The organism is Gramella jeungdoensis, from assembly GCF_023805255.1.
In the GTDB taxonomy this organism is placed as follows: Bacteria; Bacteroidota; Bacteroidia; order Flavobacteriales; family Flavobacteriaceae; genus Christiangramia; species Christiangramia jeungdoensis.
On record NZ_JAMSCK010000008.1, the window covers coordinates 57116 to 73635 of the forward strand.

The window sequence follows — 16520 nt, forward strand, 5'->3', positions numbered from 1 at the left end:
GGTTTTAGCTTGAAAACGTGCCTTCAAACTCCTCCTGGTATTTTTTCCATTCCTCATCGGTCTTTACTTTCTTATAATCGTCTGTAGCAAAAACTTTCAGAAATATTTCCAGCTGTTTTGGGGTAAGATATCCTTTCAAAGGACTTAGGAATTCTCCCTTTTCATCAAAAAACACCATTGTAGGATAGGCACTAACACCCATCGCCAGTGCAAACTGGTGAATACTGTTTCGTCGCTGGGCCTTCTCAGGATCATAATTAGGATTTTTAAAGACCTTGTCTCGATAGTTTATCACCTCGTTCCCTTCGGCATTGAACTTCACCGCATAGTAATGCTTATTGATATATTCTACAACGTCTTTATTACCAAAAGTATTCTTATCAAGCATCTTACATGGCCCACACCACGTAGTATAGGCATCTACAAAAATCTTCTTAGGCTGCTTTTTCTGGGCTTCCAGCGCCTCATTCATACTCATCCATTTTATTTCCTGAGCATTGACTGCAACACCCATCATCAGCATTAAAAAAAGGAAAAATCTCTTCATAAATTCAATTTTCAGGTACATAAACAAAAAGCATTCCTAAATTTAATGAATTCCATTCATCCATTTACGCAATAAAGGCACAAGAAGTAATAAAATTAACGCGGCAGCACCAACTACACCTACACCCCAGATAAGATAGGTTTCAGAATAGATGCCTAATGTCATCTCTGCCGGAGTATCATCAGTCACCGCTTCACTGGTGGTTAAAGTACCTATAAGTCCAGCCATTTTATTGGCAAGTGCGATTGAAAGGAACCAGGCTCCCATTACAAATCCAACCACTTTGGCTGGTGAAAGCTTGGTTACCATAGAGAGACCAATGGGGGATAAGGAAAGTTCCCCTGTAGTATGCAATAAATACATTAATGCAAGGAATACGATTGGAACAAGACCGTCTCCTCCTGCGAATAATTTTGCACCCAGGACGATCACGCCGAAACCTAAAGCGAGTTGGGTAAGCCCCAGAACAAATTTCATCGGGGTACTTGGCTCCTTCCCTGCTTTATTCAGTTTAAGCCAGATCCATGAGAATAATGGAGCAAGCAACATAATGTAAAGTGGATTCAGACTCTGGAAGATGGAAGCCGGTATCTCGGTTCCGCCTACAAATCTATCTACGTTCTTATCAGTAAAAATAGTTAAACTACCTCCTGCCTGTTCAAACAACGCCCAGAATACGGCATGAAAAAAGAACAATACAACTACCACCAGCAATCGCTGCCCCTCTACCCTGTTCTTTGTAGTTAAGGCTTGATAAAGCAGATAGCCCACAATTAAAAGCGAAACCACGATGAGTGCGCCAGACATAAACTCATCCAGATCCAGCATAAAGGCACAAACCGGTACTGCCATCAATGAGATCACATATATACCAATATCAGGTTTCATCCCAAGGAATTTTCTTTCTCCGTTTCTAACTTCCTCGGGTTCTATTCCTTTACCTTCAAAATCCTTACTTGATTTTGTAAATACATAAAAAACGATAAGCCCCAGCAACATCCCTATTCCTGCCAGTCCAAAACCATAATGCCAGTTTATCTGTTGGCCTACATAACCACAGGTAAGGGTAGATAGGAAGGCACCAATATTAACACCCATATAGAAAATAGAAAAGGCACCATCTTTTCTCGCATCATTGGGATCATAAAAAGTTCCAAGGAAAGAACTGATATTCGGTTTAAAAAACCCATTCCCAACAATGATAAGCGCAAGTGCCGCAAAAAAGAAAGGCATATTCCCTTCAAGATTTTCAAAGCCCTGGAGGGCAAGAGTAAAATGCCCTAAAGCCATCAATAAACCTCCCCATATAATGGTCTTTTTAAAACCAAGTAACTGGTCGGCTACCAGACCACCCAGGACCGGAAAGAGGTATACCATAGCCGTATAGGAACCATAGATACCATAAGCCTGGGTTTCAGCAATGTTCTGAGCCAGGTCTATGAATAATACTTTCGTCATGTAAAGCACCAGGAGTGCCCGCATTCCGTAGTAGGAAAAACGTTCCCACATTTCAGCGAAAAAAAGAACAAACAGTGCTTTTGGGTGAGTATCCTTATTCGTATAGATTATAAAAGGAACCCAGATGAGTACAAAGACCCATCCAATAATCATGATCCATAAAGTAATATCCATGACTTAAAATATTTGGTTACTAATTTACTTCCGCATCGGCAAGCTCATATTGTTCCTGTTCCAGCATTTCCCTTTCGTTATCCTCAGCACCATGAGTCAATCGCTTCAATGGTTTCAGCATTATAAGAACCAATGTAGCGAAACATACCGTAAATATTGTTATTCCGGAGAATATGGCTATATCTCCCGCTTCAGAAGCGAACTCCCCTATAATACCGGCTACCTTATTTCCTAATCCTGTGGCTGCGAAATAAACTCCCATCATAAGAGAAGCGTATCTTACCGGAGCCAGCTTAGTAATAAATGAAAGTGCTACAGGTGAAGAACACAACTCACCGATCGTATGGAAAAGGTAAGCCAGGACTAACCAGTACATTGCAGAAGCACCATTTGATTCAAACTGTAAAGCAGCAAAGACCATAAATACAAATCCAAGTCCCATGATGATCACACCGGTTGCCATTTTGAATATAGAAGAAGCTTCTTTATTCTTCAGTTTTCTACGAGCCCAGAAATTTGCCACTATAAGTCCAAAGATAATGATGAACATAGCATTTAAAGACTGGAACCAGGAAGCGGGAACTTCATTTCCAATTAACGGCAAACTGAAAGGAAGAGATCTGTTAGTATTATCAAGCGCATAAATATTCATCAGTCCGCCTGCCTGTTCAAAAGCTCCCCAGAAAACGATCACGAGTATGAAGGACAATAGCATAACTACATACCTGTCTTTCATCACTTTTGTAGTTAAGTCTTTATAAACCATCATCATCATTGAGATAACTCCCGTTAGGAAGATGAACAATAAACCATAAGCAAGCCCCATTTCATACATCCCATAGAGAGACGCGGCAAGCAATATAAGGGAAATAACCAGCTGTGGCGGTGACTTTAAAAGATCCTGGAAAAGGTTGCCTAAAGAGGCTCCTTCATCTCTTTCGGCTTTTGAAAGAAGGTTTCCAACATTTGTCAGATGCTTCTGCCCAAATAGATAAACTATCAATCCCAGCGCCATGGCTATTCCTGCAAGTCCGAAACCATAATGCCAACCGATATTCTCTCCTACATAACCTACAATCAAACTGGAAAGGAAAGCTCCCAGGTTGATACCTATATAAAAAATTGTAAATCCTTTATCCCTTCTAATATCACCTTCTTTATAAAGGCCTCCCACCATTGTGGAGATATTAGGTTTAAGGAACCCAACTCCTATAATAATAAGCGTTAAACCTGTATAAAAGGCCCACATCTGTTCTACTGCCAGTATTCCGTGACCGGCCACCAGAACTATTCCACCTATGAGTACAGCCCGTTTCTGACCAAATACCTTATCTGCCAGTATCCCTCCGGGAATGGAAGCTACATACACCAGCATGGTATACCATCCATACAGGGCAAGAGCCTCAGCCTGCGTCCATCCCAATCCTGCATTTCCTTCTGTAGTGGCGCTTACAAGATATAGTACCAGAATTGCTCGCATTCCATAATAAGAAAAGCGTTCCCACATTTCGGTAAAGAATAAAATGTAAAGCCCTACAGGATGCCCAAAAAGCTCTTTTTGTTTAACACGTACGTCTCTTGTTGCCATTTATAGTTTTGTATTTAATTAAAGTTTTTCTAGTATAAAATCGGTCATCATGTTATAGAGATGCAATCTGGTATTGCCTCCGTAGATGCCATGGTTTCTGTCCGGGTAGATAGCCCAGTCGAATTGTTTGTTTGCCTGAACAAGCTCTTCCACCATTCTCATGGTATTCTGAACATGTACATTATCGTCTCCTCCACCATGGATCAGCAGGTAATCGCCCTTTAGCTTTTCAACATGGTTCAAAGGGGAATTCTCATCATAGCCTGAAGGATTCTCCTGCGGAGTCCTCATATATCTTTCTGTATAAACGGTATCGTAAAATCTCCAGCTCGTTACCGGTGCCACTGCTATTGCCATAGAGAAAGTATCATTACCTTTAAGAATAGCATTAGAAGACATAAAGCCACCATAGCTCCAGCCCCAGATACCAATTCTGTCTGAATCTATATAATCTCTATCTCCAAGCTTCTGAGCCGCAGAGATCTGATCTTCCACTTCGTATTTCCCTAATTCCTGGTAGGTAACTTTCTTGAAATCGGCACCTTTAAAACCGGTCCCTCTTCCGTCCACACAGGCAATTATATATCCCTTATTTGCCAAAAGTTGATACCAGTAATCGTTAGTACCGAAATAGGAATTTGAAACCGATTGTGAGCCAGGACCTGAATACTGATACATCAAAAGCGGATATTCCTTATTAGGATCAAAATCTGTCGGTTTGATCATCCACATATTTAGCTCGTTACCATTCACATTTATCGTTGAAAGCTCTTTTGGAGAAAAATCGTAGCCCTCTACTTTTTCAAGAAGTTTATTATTGTTCAGGATCTCACGAACCTGTTTCCCATCCTTCGCTCTGTGAAGGGTATAAACATGTGGAGTATTAACGTTTGTGAACGAATTGATGAAATAGGTATAATCTGCACTGAAATCGGCAGAGTTGATCCCGTCTCTCTCGGTGAGTCTTTTCTTTGATTTTCCGTTAGGCTTAATAGAGTAAACGTCACGATTCACACTTCCATTTTCCGTGCTCTGGTAATAGATCCTGTCAGCTTTAGGATCATAACCATAGTAATTGGTCACCTCCCATTCGCCAGAGGTTATCTGATCCAGCAATTCTCCATCATCATCGAAATGATAAATGTGATTATAACCATCCTTTTCGCTAGTCCAGATAAAACTATTGTCTTCTAAAAAAGTTAAGTTATCTGTAATATCAACATAAGCCTTATCGGTCTCAGTCATGATCAATTCGGCTTCGTTATCTTCAGCATCCACAAAGATCAGATCAAGGTTGTTCTGATGCCTGTTCAATACCTGGACACTAAGCAGCATAGGATCGGCCGTCCATTTTATGCGTGGAATATAGAAATCACCGAAACCTTCAGTCTCAATTTCAGAATTTGCTGAGGCCATATCGTATTTATCTCCGAGGTCGATCTCCTGAGATGATCCGGATTCTATATCGTACATATGCAGGCTCACTTTAGAATTCGATTCACCGGCTTTAGGATATTTAAATACATGTTGCGTTGGATAGAGGTTCTTTCCAAAAAGATCCATAGAGAATTCCGGAACTTCAGACTCGTCAAACTTAAGGTAGGCAATCTTTTCCCCTGTCGGGTTCCATGCAAAAGCCTTTACAAAAGAGAATTCTTCCTCGTAAACCCAGTCGGTAATTCCATTAATGATGGTATTAATTTCTCCATCTTTAGTAACCTGCTCAGTTTCTCCGTTCTTAAGATCATGGATATAGATATTGTTCTCAAAAACATAGGCCACTTTTGAAGCATCCGGAGAAAAGGAAGCCTCCTGGATCTTTTCGTCACCAAGCTTTGATAGCTTTTTCGAATTAACATCATACACATAAAAGAACTCACGCGATGATCTTCTGTAAATAGGTTCAACTTCAGTAGAAAGCAAAATCTTATCTTCATTTCCACTGAATTTGAAGGCCTGAAAAGAACCTATCTCCTCCAGGTCCTCACTATTTACTAGAGTTCTGGTCTTTTTCCCGGTCTTATAGCTATATACATCAATGCTTGTATTCCCGGTATTTCTATCCCGGTTAAGCACCACGTATTCTTCGCCGTTATTTAATGATTGAAGGGATTGAAGTCTTTCTTCACGAAAGGTCCCGCTCCAGATTTCTTCGAGACTAACTTCTTTTTTTTGTGCTGTAAGCACAGAAGATGTTGCTAAAATAAAAGCAACCAGTATTGTAGGGAACTTCATAAAAATTCAAGAATATTTAACGAAGGCCAAGTTTAATAAAATTTGATCAAAAAATATACATTCAGACCGAGAAATACTAACAATTTGTTAAAAAAAGTGGCTTTAGAGACAAGTTTCCTCTTTTCAATTTTATAGCAGTCTAAAAATATGAATTGTATCTTTGGACTCCTGAAAGACAAAAAGAATGACTAAACCCGTAAACGGATTCTCGAGGCTCACAAAAAATGAGAAAATCAACTGGCTGGCCGAGAACTATTTGAAGAATAACGACAATGCCGTTTCAGTACTGAAACAGTACTGGAATGAAGATGAGAAATTACAGAAACTTCACGATGAATTCATCGAAAATACGGTATCCAACTTTTACCTTCCACTGGGTCTTGCCCCTAATTTTCTGATAAACGGAAAGTATTTCACACTGCCGATGGCCATTGAAGAAAGTTCGGTGGTGGCAGCGGCGAGCAAAGCCGCTAAATTCTGGAGTGAACGAGGAGGATTTAAAGCAAGGGTGATCAATAATAAGAAAATCGGGCAGGTTCATTTCCTATTTAAAGGGGAATATTCAAAACTTGAATCCCTATTCAACAAAATAGAACCCAGGCTTCATGAAGCCGTGGAACACATCACCCGGAATATGGTGAAACGAGGAGGCGGCATCCTGGACATCAGCCTGGCAGATAAAACCGCAGAGCTTGAAAATTATTACCAGCTTTTTGTGAAATTCGACACCCGTGACTCTATGGGTGCTAACTTCATCAATTCCTGCCTGGAGAAATTTGCCGAGGTTTTAAAAGAAGAGGCCAAACATCAGGAAGATTTCACCTCTGAAGAAAAGGACCTTCAGATCATCATGAGCATTCTTTCCAATTATGTACCTGAATGCACTGTAAGAGCTGAGGTATCCTGCCCGGTAGATCAGCTATGTGAAGATGAGAGCATTTCAGGTAAGGAGTTTGCAGAAAAATTCATTCAGGCAGTAAAAATTGCTGAAATAGAACCCTATCGTGCTGTAACTCACAATAAAGGGGTTATGAACGGCATTGATGCGGTGGTCCTGGCTACAGGTAACGATTTCAGGGCTGTGGAAGCCGGTGTTCACGCCTATGCTTCCCGAAGCGGAAAATACACCAGCCTGACGCATGCAGAGATCGAGAATGGAGTATTTAGATTCTGGATGGAGATACCACTGGCACTAGGTACAGTTGGAGGACTTACGAGTCTTCATCCCCTGGTAAAATTAGCCCTGGACATACTACAGAGACCTTCGGGAACAGAACTCATGGAGATCGTGGCTGTTGCCGGCCTTGCCCAGAATTTTGCTGCCCTACGATCCCTGATAACAACGGGCATCCAACAAGGACATATGAAGATGCACCTTATGAACATCCTGAACCAGCACCAGGCTACCGAAGAAGAAAAAGCCGAAATGGTTGAATTCTTCACCCATCATACCATCACTCACAGTAGCGTGATAGAACAACTTGAAAAAATGAGATCTTAATGCAGGTTTTTCGGAGCAATGGAAAAATATTACTTACCGGAGAATATGCCGTGCTGGATGGAGCCAAAGCACTGGCTTTGCCAACCAAAAAAGGCCAGAGTCTGGAAGTTGGCGAGGCTGGGAAGGATATTATTGACTGGACAAGCCTGGATGAAAATGGAGAAAGCTGGTTTCAGGCTAAATACACTATCGACAATGGCCAGTTTCAGCCAATGCTGGACATGGAACAACAGAAAGATCCAGAACTACGAAATACAGCACAAAGACTTCAGCAGATCCTCAGCAGTGCCTATAAAGTCAATCCAGAAAAATTCTCTAATAATAAAGGTTACACCATCACAACGAGGCTTGATTTTAACCGGAAATGGGGATTAGGGACCTCTTCTACCCTTATCAATAATCTGGCGCAGTGGTTGGAGATAGACGCCTATAAACTGCTCGAAGAGAGTTTTGGAGGCAGCGGTTATGATATTGCAGCTGCTCAAAATGAGCATCCTATTACTTTTCAGAAAACCATTCACGGTCCTGCCGTATTTACTTCCGATTTTAATCCGGAATTTTCAGACGGTTTATTCTTTGTTTATCTCAACCGTAAACAAAACAGTCGTGAAGCCATCGCCCATTATAGAAATCAGCCTAAAGAGAACATTCAGGAGCTAACAGAGAAAATCTCGGGGATCACCGAACAGGTAATACAGAGCGAAAGCCTCGAAGAATTTAAGCTGCTGCTTAAAGCTCATGAGATGTTGATCTCAAAGGCCATAAATTTACCCAGAATACAATCGGAACTATTTCCGGATTACAAAGAATTCATTAAAAGCCTAGGTGGCTGGGGAGGCGATTTTATACTGGCCACAGGTGGTGGAGAGGAAAAAGATTATTTCAGAAATAAGGGCTACAAAACCATATTTGATTATTCAGACCTTATATCTTAGTCAGGTACCACTTAACCTATATTGAAGCAACGCAGAAGTTGAAACACCCCGATAGCTATCGCGACAGCTTAACAAATTAATTAATCAGATATATGAGCATAAAAAAACCTCACCAATTGGTGAGGTTTTTCTTTTATCATTCTGGCCAAATCCTAGTAGAATCTCGCTCTATTATCTTCGATTTCAGCTTTTTTCTTAAGAGCTTCAAACACTCTCATAGAAGCTTCAGCTCTACGAGCCATGCTCTCCTGCTGAGCAAAAGCCCTATAGGAATCCATAGCTGGTGCCTCGAACTTACTTACAAGCTCTACTACATACACTCCTTTTTCACCTGCTATTGGCTCACTTATCTCTCCTGGTTCCATAGCGAATACAGCACCTACAACCTCTGGCTCCTCTCCTGCCCCTGCAAGAGTAGGACTGTTAAGATTAACAGCATCGGCAGTCTGCACGCTTTCCCCATGATTATTTGCGATCTCCTGCAGAGTGTTTCCTTTTAATCTATCCTTGATCAATTGTGCTTTCTTCTCTTTTGTAAGGATCGGAGTTACGATTGAAGAAGCCTCTTCAACACTCATAAGTCCTTTATCTTTCTTAGATGTTAGCTGGGCTACTATATAACCACTGTTTGTATCAAATCTTCTAACATCCCCAACTTTAGCTTCATCTTCAAATGCCCACTGAATCACCCTACGTTGGGCTCCCGCTCCAGGGATATTCTCATCAAGGGCTTTCACGTCTCTTACGGTCTTAACCTCATAGTTATTTTCTTTTGCAACATCAGCAAAATCACTTTCAGTAGCTGAGATCTCAAATTTAGTAACCTCATTGAAAAGTTGATTCATGGTAGTCTCTGATGCTTCTATCTCCCTTGCGATGGTCGCAACTTTCACAGCTCTTGCTGCTTCTGTCTGGTCATCTATGGAGATCACGTGGTAACCAAGTGGCGTTTCAACAACACCCACATCACCAGTTTCATTTTCGAATACATAGTTCTCAAATTCAGGGATCATCATTCCCGGAGTGAAATATCCAAGATCTCCTCCCTGTTCTTTGTTAGAAGTATCTGCAGAATATTCTGAAGCAAGCTCAGCAAACTTAGCCTTGTCGTTTCTCACAACTCCGGCAATACTATCGGCAAGCTCCTGTGCTTCTTCCTTAGAGCGGCTTACCCCGGCCCCAAGCTGAGAACCCTGGTAAGTAACAAGAATATGACTCGCTTTCACTGAATCAGGGATATTCTTGGTCTCTACCACCTTGCTTAACTTCCAGTAACCATTTTCTTCATACGGACCAAAAGTCTCTCCCTCTTCCAAGTTGAATATGGTTTCCGCATTTTCTCCCGTGAAGTCATTTCTGAACTTGAACCTGTTCTCGTATGGAAGATCTGAATTATTGCTTACAAACTCAGCGTAATCATCGGTAGTATCAAAGCCTGGAAGCGTATCGTTAGCGCCAATAGCAGAATTATATTCCACACGTTGTTTTCTAAGTCCAGTCAAAGATTCTTTTGCTTCAGTCTTATCATCAGCAGAGGCAGTTTCATTAAAGATCACATACTGAATATTTCTTGAAGCTTCGGTCTCAAAACGAGCCGGATGCTCTTCGATATAATTTTTGATCTCAGATTTTGAAACCTGTACTTCGCTATCCGGGATCGAAGAATAAGGAAGCTGAACAAATTTCATATTGATGTTATCGTTCTTCATTCGGTAAGCCTGCTCTCCTTCGATAAGCGTAGCTCCAACTCCGGCACTAACCATATTATAGTAACTGTTCAGTTTGGCAGTTTTAGCAAGATTAGAAGTGAAATTCTGCCACTGCTCGTATGCCTGCGGAGAAGTCTCTCTTAAGTTTGCCACATATTCTCTCAACCTGTTCTCATCGAACATTCCGGCTTCATTAGTGAAATTCGGGTTTCCAGCCATTTGTGATCGAACAAGGTTTGTCACCTGTGCATCTCCGGCTCTTATACCCAGTTTTTCAATTTCTTCGGTAAGGATCACCTCTCTTAGCTTCTGATCCCACACCCTGTTCACAGCCTGGGTAGTACTGATGTTTCGACCCATATTTCTTTCAAATGCCTCAACGTCACGGGCGAACTCTTCTCTACCTATCTCTTCACCATTCACGGTCGCAATCACATTCTGGGAATTCTGAGAACTTAATCCACCATTTCTGATCACATCGGCCAATACGAATGAAAACAACGCCAATGCGATGATAATAATCAAGAAAACAGACCTTTGTCTGATTTTATTTAATACTGCCATTTGAATTTAGAATTTATCAAAATATAGGGGGCGAAAATAAGGTTTTTAGGCTAATAATAAAATTTAATATTAGCAAATTCTTAACTTTTAAGCTTTAATCTTCAGGTTTGATTTTTAGCTCTACCAATTCGATTTTGGTATTGGAAGTTTCGAGGATTTTTATTTCGTAGTCTTCTATATTTATCACCTCTCCCTGTTGTGGAATTTCTTCGGTATGATTCACGATAAACCCGCTAAGAGTCCCATAATTTTCCCCTTCCGGAATTTCGATTTTATAGGTTTCATTAAGGTAATCTACCTCCAGTCTCGCTGAAAATTTGAAATGATCCTCACCTATCTTTTCTTCAATCAGGACTGCCGAGTCATGCTCATCCTCGATCTCTCCAAAAAGCTCCTCCACAATATCCTCTACGGTCATCATTCCGCTTGTCCCTCCATACTCATCTATAACCACTGCAATACTCTTCCTTTTTTTAATAAGTATATTCAAAACATCCTTGATCCACATGGTTTCAGGAACAAAGATCACCGGCAAAAGGATAGATTTTATGGATTTTGGCTTTTTAAAAAGTTCGAACGAATGTACATAGCCAATGATATCGTCTATGGTTTCATTATATACAAGTAATTTGGAAAGCCCCGTCTCCGTAAAGGTTTGGATAAGATCTCCAGGAGGCTGGTTTTGGTCTACCGCGATGATCTCGGTTCTCGGAATCATCACCTCTCTGGCCTTTATATCTGAAAATTCCAGGGCATTCTGAAAGATCTGAATCTCGCTGTCTACCTCTTCATGCTCCTCAACAGTTTCCATTTGCTCACTGATGAAATTCCCAAGTTCCACTTTACTGAAAGCCAGCTGCACCTCATCACCTTCGGTCTTAAAAAATCTTTTCAGGATCATATCGGAAATCCAGATGACGAAAGAGGACACAAAACTGAAAATCACGTAAAAAATATAGGCCGGGACCGCGAAGAACTTCAACATGGTATTGGCATATATCTGAAAAAACACCTTTGGAAGAAATTCTGCAGTCAACAGGATCACCAGCGTTGAGATCACGGTTTGAGTGAAAAGGCTCAGATCTGTGATCACGTATTTTACAAAACCGCTTTGAGTATCGATACCCGTAAGCCAGACCATTAAAAGGTCTCCCATAAAAAAACCATAGACCACCAGGGCAATATTATTTCCCACCAACATGGTGGCTATAAACTTCGAAGGTTTTTTAGTAAGTCTTTTTAAGACATTCGCGAGAAAGTCATTCTGTCGCTTTTCAATTTCAATGAAGATCTTATTGGAAGAAACATAGGCGATCTCCATCCCCGAGAAAAATGCCGAAAGGATAAGAGAACAAATTATAATAAGTATATCGACCTCCATCGGGCTACTTGTTACGATCTTCGTATTTACGCCTGAAACGCCTTTTAAAGAAGAACATAAAAACGGCTATACAAACAAAAAACAGGAATAAATACGCCCTGTTCCTTTCAGTATTCCATATTCTAATCGCCTCAAAAATGAAAAAGGCAGCAAAAAAGAGGTAGGCATATTCAAAATACCTGAAAAATTTATTCATCCTTTTTTTCTTCTATTATTTGTATACCGGTATTGGTTCTAGAACGGAAATTACCGAAATTTTGATTAGAATCAAAACCCTCCCCCTGGTTTAAAGCACCATTCGGAAAACGGATGGTATTGGGTTTATCGGTAAACACCCAGCTCCTGTTCTGATCCCAGAACAACTGGCTCGCCTCAAGTCTCGTACTGTCGGCTGTGATAATCACCACGTTCCCCTGCAGATCGATAAGATTGGTTTTTTCATATACGATCCCGTAATCTGCCTCAACCGTATTCTTCTGGTTCTTGTCATCAAAGAACTCCACCTCCAGGCCATCGGGGAATTCCCGGTAAGGAAAGGACTTATTAGTATAGTCCAGCATCTTCGGACTTTTAAGGGTTGCTACCAGCCTGCCCGAATCGGTAAATTTAAGGTTGATTCCTTCAGCGATTGCCTGTGGAGCATCCTCTTCTAAGCTAAAGGCTCTTACTTCCTGCAGATTACCCTCGCATGAAAAAAGCATTGTCACGCCGATAAGCGTGACAATGCCTGAAATTATATTACTATATGTGAGTTTCATTTATAGGCTCGGGATACGAACTGTTTCCCCTATCCAGCAGCTGATCTGAATCGCATCTCCTACATTGTAAGAAGACTGGAACACATCAGATTTCTGCGGCGCTCTACCTCTGTAGGCAGCAGCAGCCTGGTTCGCATTACTTGAGATAGAAGGATCTACCCTTGCAGCTCTCGCAGCATAATCGGCAGCTAACCAGTAAACAGCTCTTTTAGTGAAGGCGTCGTTACCGCAGTTGTTTGCACTCTGTGCATACATACTAGCGATCTGCAAGTAAGCACTACCTAAAGATGGCTTAGCATTAAGAGCTTTTCTGTAAAAAGTTCTCGCCTGACCGTAACTACCTTTTTCTTTATAGTTATTCGCAATTCTATAGTAGATCTTAGCCTGATCAGATTTATTAGTTTCAAGCTCAGCAGCTTCATTATAGTAATCAAGCGCTTTAGCTCTGTCACCTTCAGCTTCTGCCAACTGACCAAGAGAGTAAGCTGACTTCGCAGATGGCTCTAATTTATGAAGAGCTTCAGACACCTGGAAGAAAAGCGGATCTTCAGTACAGTCTTTAGCTGAAAGTCTCGCGTTCGCGTTCTTCAACCAGCTAACATCTGTCTTCTTAGACTCAAAGTCTTTCTTGTAAAGCGGGATAAGGTTATCACAATCTGCTCTTGCACCAAGTTTCGCGTTGATCGCTTCTTTTACCTTAGCATAGTTAGCTAGGTTGATCTCAGCATACTTGATCTGCTTTTGCTCTTTAGTTGTTAGATCCTCATTGTTTTCCTGCTTTTTCAATAGCGGAGCAAGGTTTTCTGCAGCTTCGTTTTCCTCTTCCTCGATTTTAGTGAAAACTCTATCATAGTTATCAAAAACATCCTGAAGAGTTCTTTCACCTGCATCCTGCATTTCCACCATCAGGTCAAAATATGCATAAAGACCTTTAGGGCTTTTGAAGTTATCTTTATCTTCGGTATAGGCCTTATCAAAAGCATTATACTGCTCTTCCTTATCTCCTATTTTATTATCGAACTTAAGCAAAGCGATATCTGAATACACTTTACCTTTTTCAGTTTTATTCGGGTAAAGCTCAAGTCTTTCTTCCCAAACTGAAATTAATTCTTCTACTAGTTCTTCTTTTTGTTCTCCAGTTGCCTTTTGAAGTTTTGACTCAATAGCTCTTTCAAGATATTGATATGTTGCAAGGCTATATTTAGGACACTCTTCTCTCACTTTTAATAAAGCGGGATAAGCAGCATCATAATTTTTGGCTTTCGCGTCATCATACGCTAAAGCCGCCATTGTAGCACAATCACCCGATTGTGCACTCATAGCCCCCGAACCTACTAAGGCAACAGTTAATAGTGCTAGAAATCTCTTTTTCATCTTCTTGTTTATTGTGTGGTTAATCAAATTTTCTTTTTGTGAACCATTTATCATTTAGTGATAGTCCAACAGAGAGTCTTAAAAAGTTTTCTTGGATCAAACCTGAATCCTTGGTACCTCTTTGCCCAAGCTCGATTCCAAGGTTTGCATTAGAGAACAAATCTCTGTTTGTGGCTCCAATTGGCAATCCTAATCCAAAAGACATGCCAAACTCCTTAATGGACTCATTATTGATAACAAGTCCCGTGCCATCATAGCGGAATCCTGCCCGGTAAACAACCCTTTTAAAATAACTGGTAAAAGAGTTGTATTGTGGAATATAGAAACCACCAAGCGAGAACTGAGAGGCATCTTCAAACTCTCCTCCATCATTTCTGAACATAAAACTATCTTCATACGAAGAAGATCCTACGTTCGAATACTCCGCTCCAACGAACCATTTATGACGTTTACCAATCCCGGCACCAAAACTTAGTCTTGACGGGAGTGTAAATCCGTTATCATCTACTTCTACTTCACGAGAATCTACAACAAGTTCTGAAGAACTTACAAAAGCAATGGTTGAAACCTCCCTGAAGTTTTCAGAATTCAGGTCAATTGCCGGGGCATATGTTCCTGAAACATGCAGTTCCAGATCCTCCGAAATCATTTTCTGATAGTTGGCTCCAAAATTAAAATTGAAACCTTTAATATCAGACCTGTTTACATCACGGGTTCCCAACTGGATCCCATCCCTAATCACGGTCCTACGATTCTGAAAATTACCAAAATTATAGTTAGCATCCACTCCAATGCTAAAATTCTCGTTGAATGCATACCCAGCAGAGAGGAAAACCTTGTTCATACCTCCCCTTCCGTTCAGCCTGCTGGCCGATTCATCTTCTATATCAAGTATGCGGTATCCAACCGAAGTATATGGAATAAGGCCCACGCCAATCCCGAAACCATCACCAATAGGGATTCCTAAGGCGAGGTAATCAATAGAAGTGATCTTTGCATTATCACTGGCATTATTAGATTCAAGACTCACCCTTTCGTGGCTGGCTCCCACCAGATAGTTTGTAAGTTTAAGCCTACCATACGAGGAAGGGTTTTGCATATTGGCATGTATACTATCGGTAAAAATACTAAGCCCTCCCATAGACCTGTTTGCCACAGTGCCTTTAAAGTTAGTTAAACCAATACCGTAATATGAATAAGGAGAAGATACGTTTTCCTGTGCTTCGGCAGTAAAAGCTAAAAATAAAGCTACGATTACTATAAATCGTTTTATCATTGAGTCCTGTTAAATTCTAGAATGAAATTAAGTCCTTCTAACAAAAAATTTGAGTTGGCAAATATGCTATTTTTTAATGGTATAGACAAAATTTGGCTATCACCACCCGTAAAAATTACTGTTAAATCTTCAAATTCAGTACTGTACCCCCCTATTATCCCCTTTAATTCCATTCTTATTCCGTTAATAATTCCGGATAAAATACTGGTTTCGGTAGACTTACCAATAAGTTCCACTTCCGGCTTCGGTTTTACTAACGGCAAATTTGCCGTAAACTTGTGCAGGGATTTGAATCTCATTTCCATTCCTGGAGAGATGGCTCCGCCAAGATAAACCTCATTTGCCGTCTTTATGTCGTAAGTAATACAGGTTCCCGCATCGATAACAAGTACATTCATCCCCGGATAAGAATTCACTGCGGCCGCCACCAGTGCAATCCGGTCTTTGCCGAGCGTTCCCGGGGTGGCATAATCATTTTTAAAAGGAAGTTTCACATTCTGGTTCAGTTCGAGCAGCGAATAGCTTTTTTTTACTTCCGCAATGATTCCAGTATCATCAGAAGTCACACTTGAAATCACAGAATGGGTTATCCCAGGAAATTTTTTTCGAATGATTTGAAATTTTTCAGAAAATTCTTTCTTGTTAAAACTTTGCCTGTCCAAAAGTCTATTATTTTGAAAAACAGCGGTCTTTACAAGGGTATTCCCGGCATCGATAACTAAATTCATTCAGCTTTTCTTTAGACCGCAAAAATACGAAAGCATTTTTTTAATAATTCCTTTGTGAGATTTTAAAAATGAATTTATATTTGCCACCGCTTTCAAAAGCAACTGGTGCCTTAGCTCAGTTGGTAGAGCAAAGGACTGAAAATCCTTGTGTCCCTGGTTCGATTCCTGGAGGCACCACCTTTAAAAACCCGCTTCAATTGGAGCGGGTTTTTTTATATTTATCATATGCATTTCTTATATATTATCCATTCTGCGAAAATTGATCGATATTATGTAGGAGAAACTGCAGATG

Annotated in this window: 13 protein-coding genes and 1 tRNA gene; 3 read left to right on the top strand and 11 right to left on the bottom strand. The window is 40.7% G+C overall.

The window, feature by feature from the left end:
• Positions 1-4: 4 nt before the first annotated feature.
• Genes NE848_RS16725 through NE848_RS16740 form a run of 4 tightly spaced genes read right to left on the bottom strand, consistent with a single transcriptional unit; the run spans position 5 to position 6002 of the window.
• Positions 5-547, bottom strand: a complete 543-nt coding sequence (locus NE848_RS16725; RefSeq protein WP_252115755.1) for a thioredoxin family protein — start codon at positions 545-547, stop codon at positions 5-7.
• A gap of 42 nt (positions 548-589) precedes the next feature.
• Complete coding sequence (locus tag NE848_RS16730) at positions 590-2179, bottom strand: peptide MFS transporter (protein WP_252115757.1); 1590 nt, start codon at positions 2177-2179, stop codon at positions 590-592.
• A gap of 19 nt (positions 2180-2198) precedes the next feature.
• Complete coding sequence (locus tag NE848_RS16735) at positions 2199-3767, bottom strand: peptide MFS transporter (RefSeq protein ID WP_252115758.1); 1569 nt, start codon at positions 3765-3767, stop codon at positions 2199-2201.
• Between the two features lie 18 nt (positions 3768-3785).
• Positions 3786-6002 carry a S9 family peptidase gene (locus NE848_RS16740; protein ID WP_252115759.1) on the bottom strand — a complete coding sequence of 739 codons (2217 nt, stop codon included), beginning with the start codon at positions 6000-6002 and terminating at the stop codon, positions 3786-3788.
• A 184-nt stretch (positions 6003-6186) separates the two neighbouring features.
• On the opposite strand from NE848_RS16740, the gene NE848_RS16745 reads away from it, so the two are divergent.
• Positions 6187-7503 (top strand): hydroxymethylglutaryl-CoA reductase, degradative, encoded by a 1317-nt coding sequence (locus NE848_RS16745; RefSeq protein ID WP_252115760.1) that lies wholly within the window; start codon positions 6187-6189, stop codon positions 7501-7503.
• Positions 7503-8438 (top strand): GYDIA family GHMP kinase, encoded by a 936-nt coding sequence (locus tag NE848_RS16750; protein WP_252115761.1) that lies wholly within the window; start codon positions 7503-7505, stop codon positions 8436-8438. Before NE848_RS16745 ends, NE848_RS16750 begins: the two co-directional genes overlap by 1 nt.
• Positions 8439-8590: 152 nt before the next feature.
• On the opposite strand, the gene NE848_RS16755 is transcribed toward NE848_RS16750, so the two are convergent.
• The 7 genes from NE848_RS16755 to NE848_RS16785 all read right to left on the bottom strand — a co-directional run bounded on the left by NE848_RS16755 (position 8591) and on the right by NE848_RS16785 (position 16228).
• Positions 8591-10711 (bottom strand): peptidylprolyl isomerase, encoded by a 2121-nt coding sequence (locus NE848_RS16755; protein WP_252115762.1) that lies wholly within the window; start codon positions 10709-10711, stop codon positions 8591-8593.
• 94 nt (positions 10712-10805) lie between these two features.
• The gene (locus NE848_RS16760) at positions 10806-12092 is read right to left on the bottom strand and encodes a hemolysin family protein (protein WP_252115763.1); all 1287 of its coding nucleotides are present in this window, start codon (positions 12090-12092) and stop codon (positions 10806-10808) included.
• 4 nt (positions 12093-12096) lie between these two features.
• On the bottom strand, positions 12097-12288 hold the full coding sequence (locus NE848_RS16765) for a hypothetical protein (RefSeq protein WP_131397409.1): 192 nt from the start codon (positions 12286-12288) through the stop codon (positions 12097-12099).
• Entirely contained in the window at positions 12281-12850 is a 570-nt protein-coding gene (lptC, locus tag NE848_RS16770) for an LPS export ABC transporter periplasmic protein LptC (RefSeq protein ID WP_252115764.1), read from the bottom strand. The genes NE848_RS16765 and lptC overlap by 8 nt, the downstream gene beginning before the upstream one ends.
• On the bottom strand, positions 12851-14224 hold the full coding sequence (locus NE848_RS16775) for a hypothetical protein (RefSeq protein WP_252115765.1): 1374 nt from the start codon (positions 14222-14224) through the stop codon (positions 12851-12853).
• A 19-nt stretch (positions 14225-14243) separates the two neighbouring features.
• Positions 14244-15500 carry a BamG family beta-barrel-assembly machinery protein gene (gene bamG, locus NE848_RS16780; RefSeq protein ID WP_252115766.1) on the bottom strand — a complete coding sequence of 419 codons (1257 nt, stop codon included), beginning with the start codon at positions 15498-15500 and terminating at the stop codon, positions 14244-14246.
• Positions 15497-16228 (bottom strand): type III pantothenate kinase, encoded by a 732-nt coding sequence (locus NE848_RS16785; protein WP_252115767.1) that lies wholly within the window; start codon positions 16226-16228, stop codon positions 15497-15499. The genes bamG and NE848_RS16785 overlap by 4 nt, the downstream gene beginning before the upstream one ends.
• A 104-nt stretch (positions 16229-16332) precedes the next feature.
• Here NE848_RS16785 and NE848_RS16790 point away from each other — a divergent pair.
• Positions 16333-16405, top strand: a tRNA-Phe gene (locus tag NE848_RS16790).
• Positions 16406-16520 lie beyond the last annotated feature (115 nt).

Coding starts and splice junctions, on each gene's coding strand:
- NE848_RS16760 (WP_252115763.1), bottom strand. CDS start 12,092: ATGGAGGTCGATATACTTATTATAATTTGTTCTCTTATCCTTTCGGCA.
- lptC (WP_252115764.1), bottom strand. CDS start 12,850: ATGAAACTCACATATAGTAATATAATTTCAGGCATTGTCACGCTTATC.
- NE848_RS16740 (WP_252115759.1), bottom strand. CDS start 6,002: ATGAAGTTCCCTACAATACTGGTTGCTTTTATTTTAGCAACATCTTCT.
- NE848_RS16725 (WP_252115755.1), bottom strand. CDS start 547: ATGAAGAGATTTTTCCTTTTTTTAATGCTGATGATGGGTGTTGCAGTC.
- NE848_RS16750 (WP_252115761.1), top strand. CDS start 7,503: ATGCAGGTTTTTCGGAGCAATGGAAAAATATTACTTACCGGAGAATAT.
- bamG (WP_252115766.1), bottom strand. CDS start 15,500: ATGATAAAACGATTTATAGTAATCGTAGCTTTATTTTTAGCTTTTACT.
- NE848_RS16730 (WP_252115757.1), bottom strand. CDS start 2,179: ATGGATATTACTTTATGGATCATGATTATTGGATGGGTCTTTGTACTC.
- NE848_RS16775 (WP_252115765.1), bottom strand. CDS start 14,224: ATGAAAAAGAGATTTCTAGCACTATTAACTGTTGCCTTAGTAGGTTCG.
- NE848_RS16745 (WP_252115760.1), top strand. CDS start 6,187: ATGACTAAACCCGTAAACGGATTCTCGAGGCTCACAAAAAATGAGAAA.
- NE848_RS16765 (WP_131397409.1), bottom strand. CDS start 12,288: ATGAATAAATTTTTCAGGTATTTTGAATATGCCTACCTCTTTTTTGCT.
- NE848_RS16735 (WP_252115758.1), bottom strand. CDS start 3,767: ATGGCAACAAGAGACGTACGTGTTAAACAAAAAGAGCTTTTTGGGCAT.
- NE848_RS16755 (WP_252115762.1), bottom strand. CDS start 10,711: ATGGCAGTATTAAATAAAATCAGACAAAGGTCTGTTTTCTTGATTATT.
- NE848_RS16785 (WP_252115767.1), bottom strand. CDS start 16,228: ATGAATTTAGTTATCGATGCCGGGAATACCCTTGTAAAGACCGCTGTT.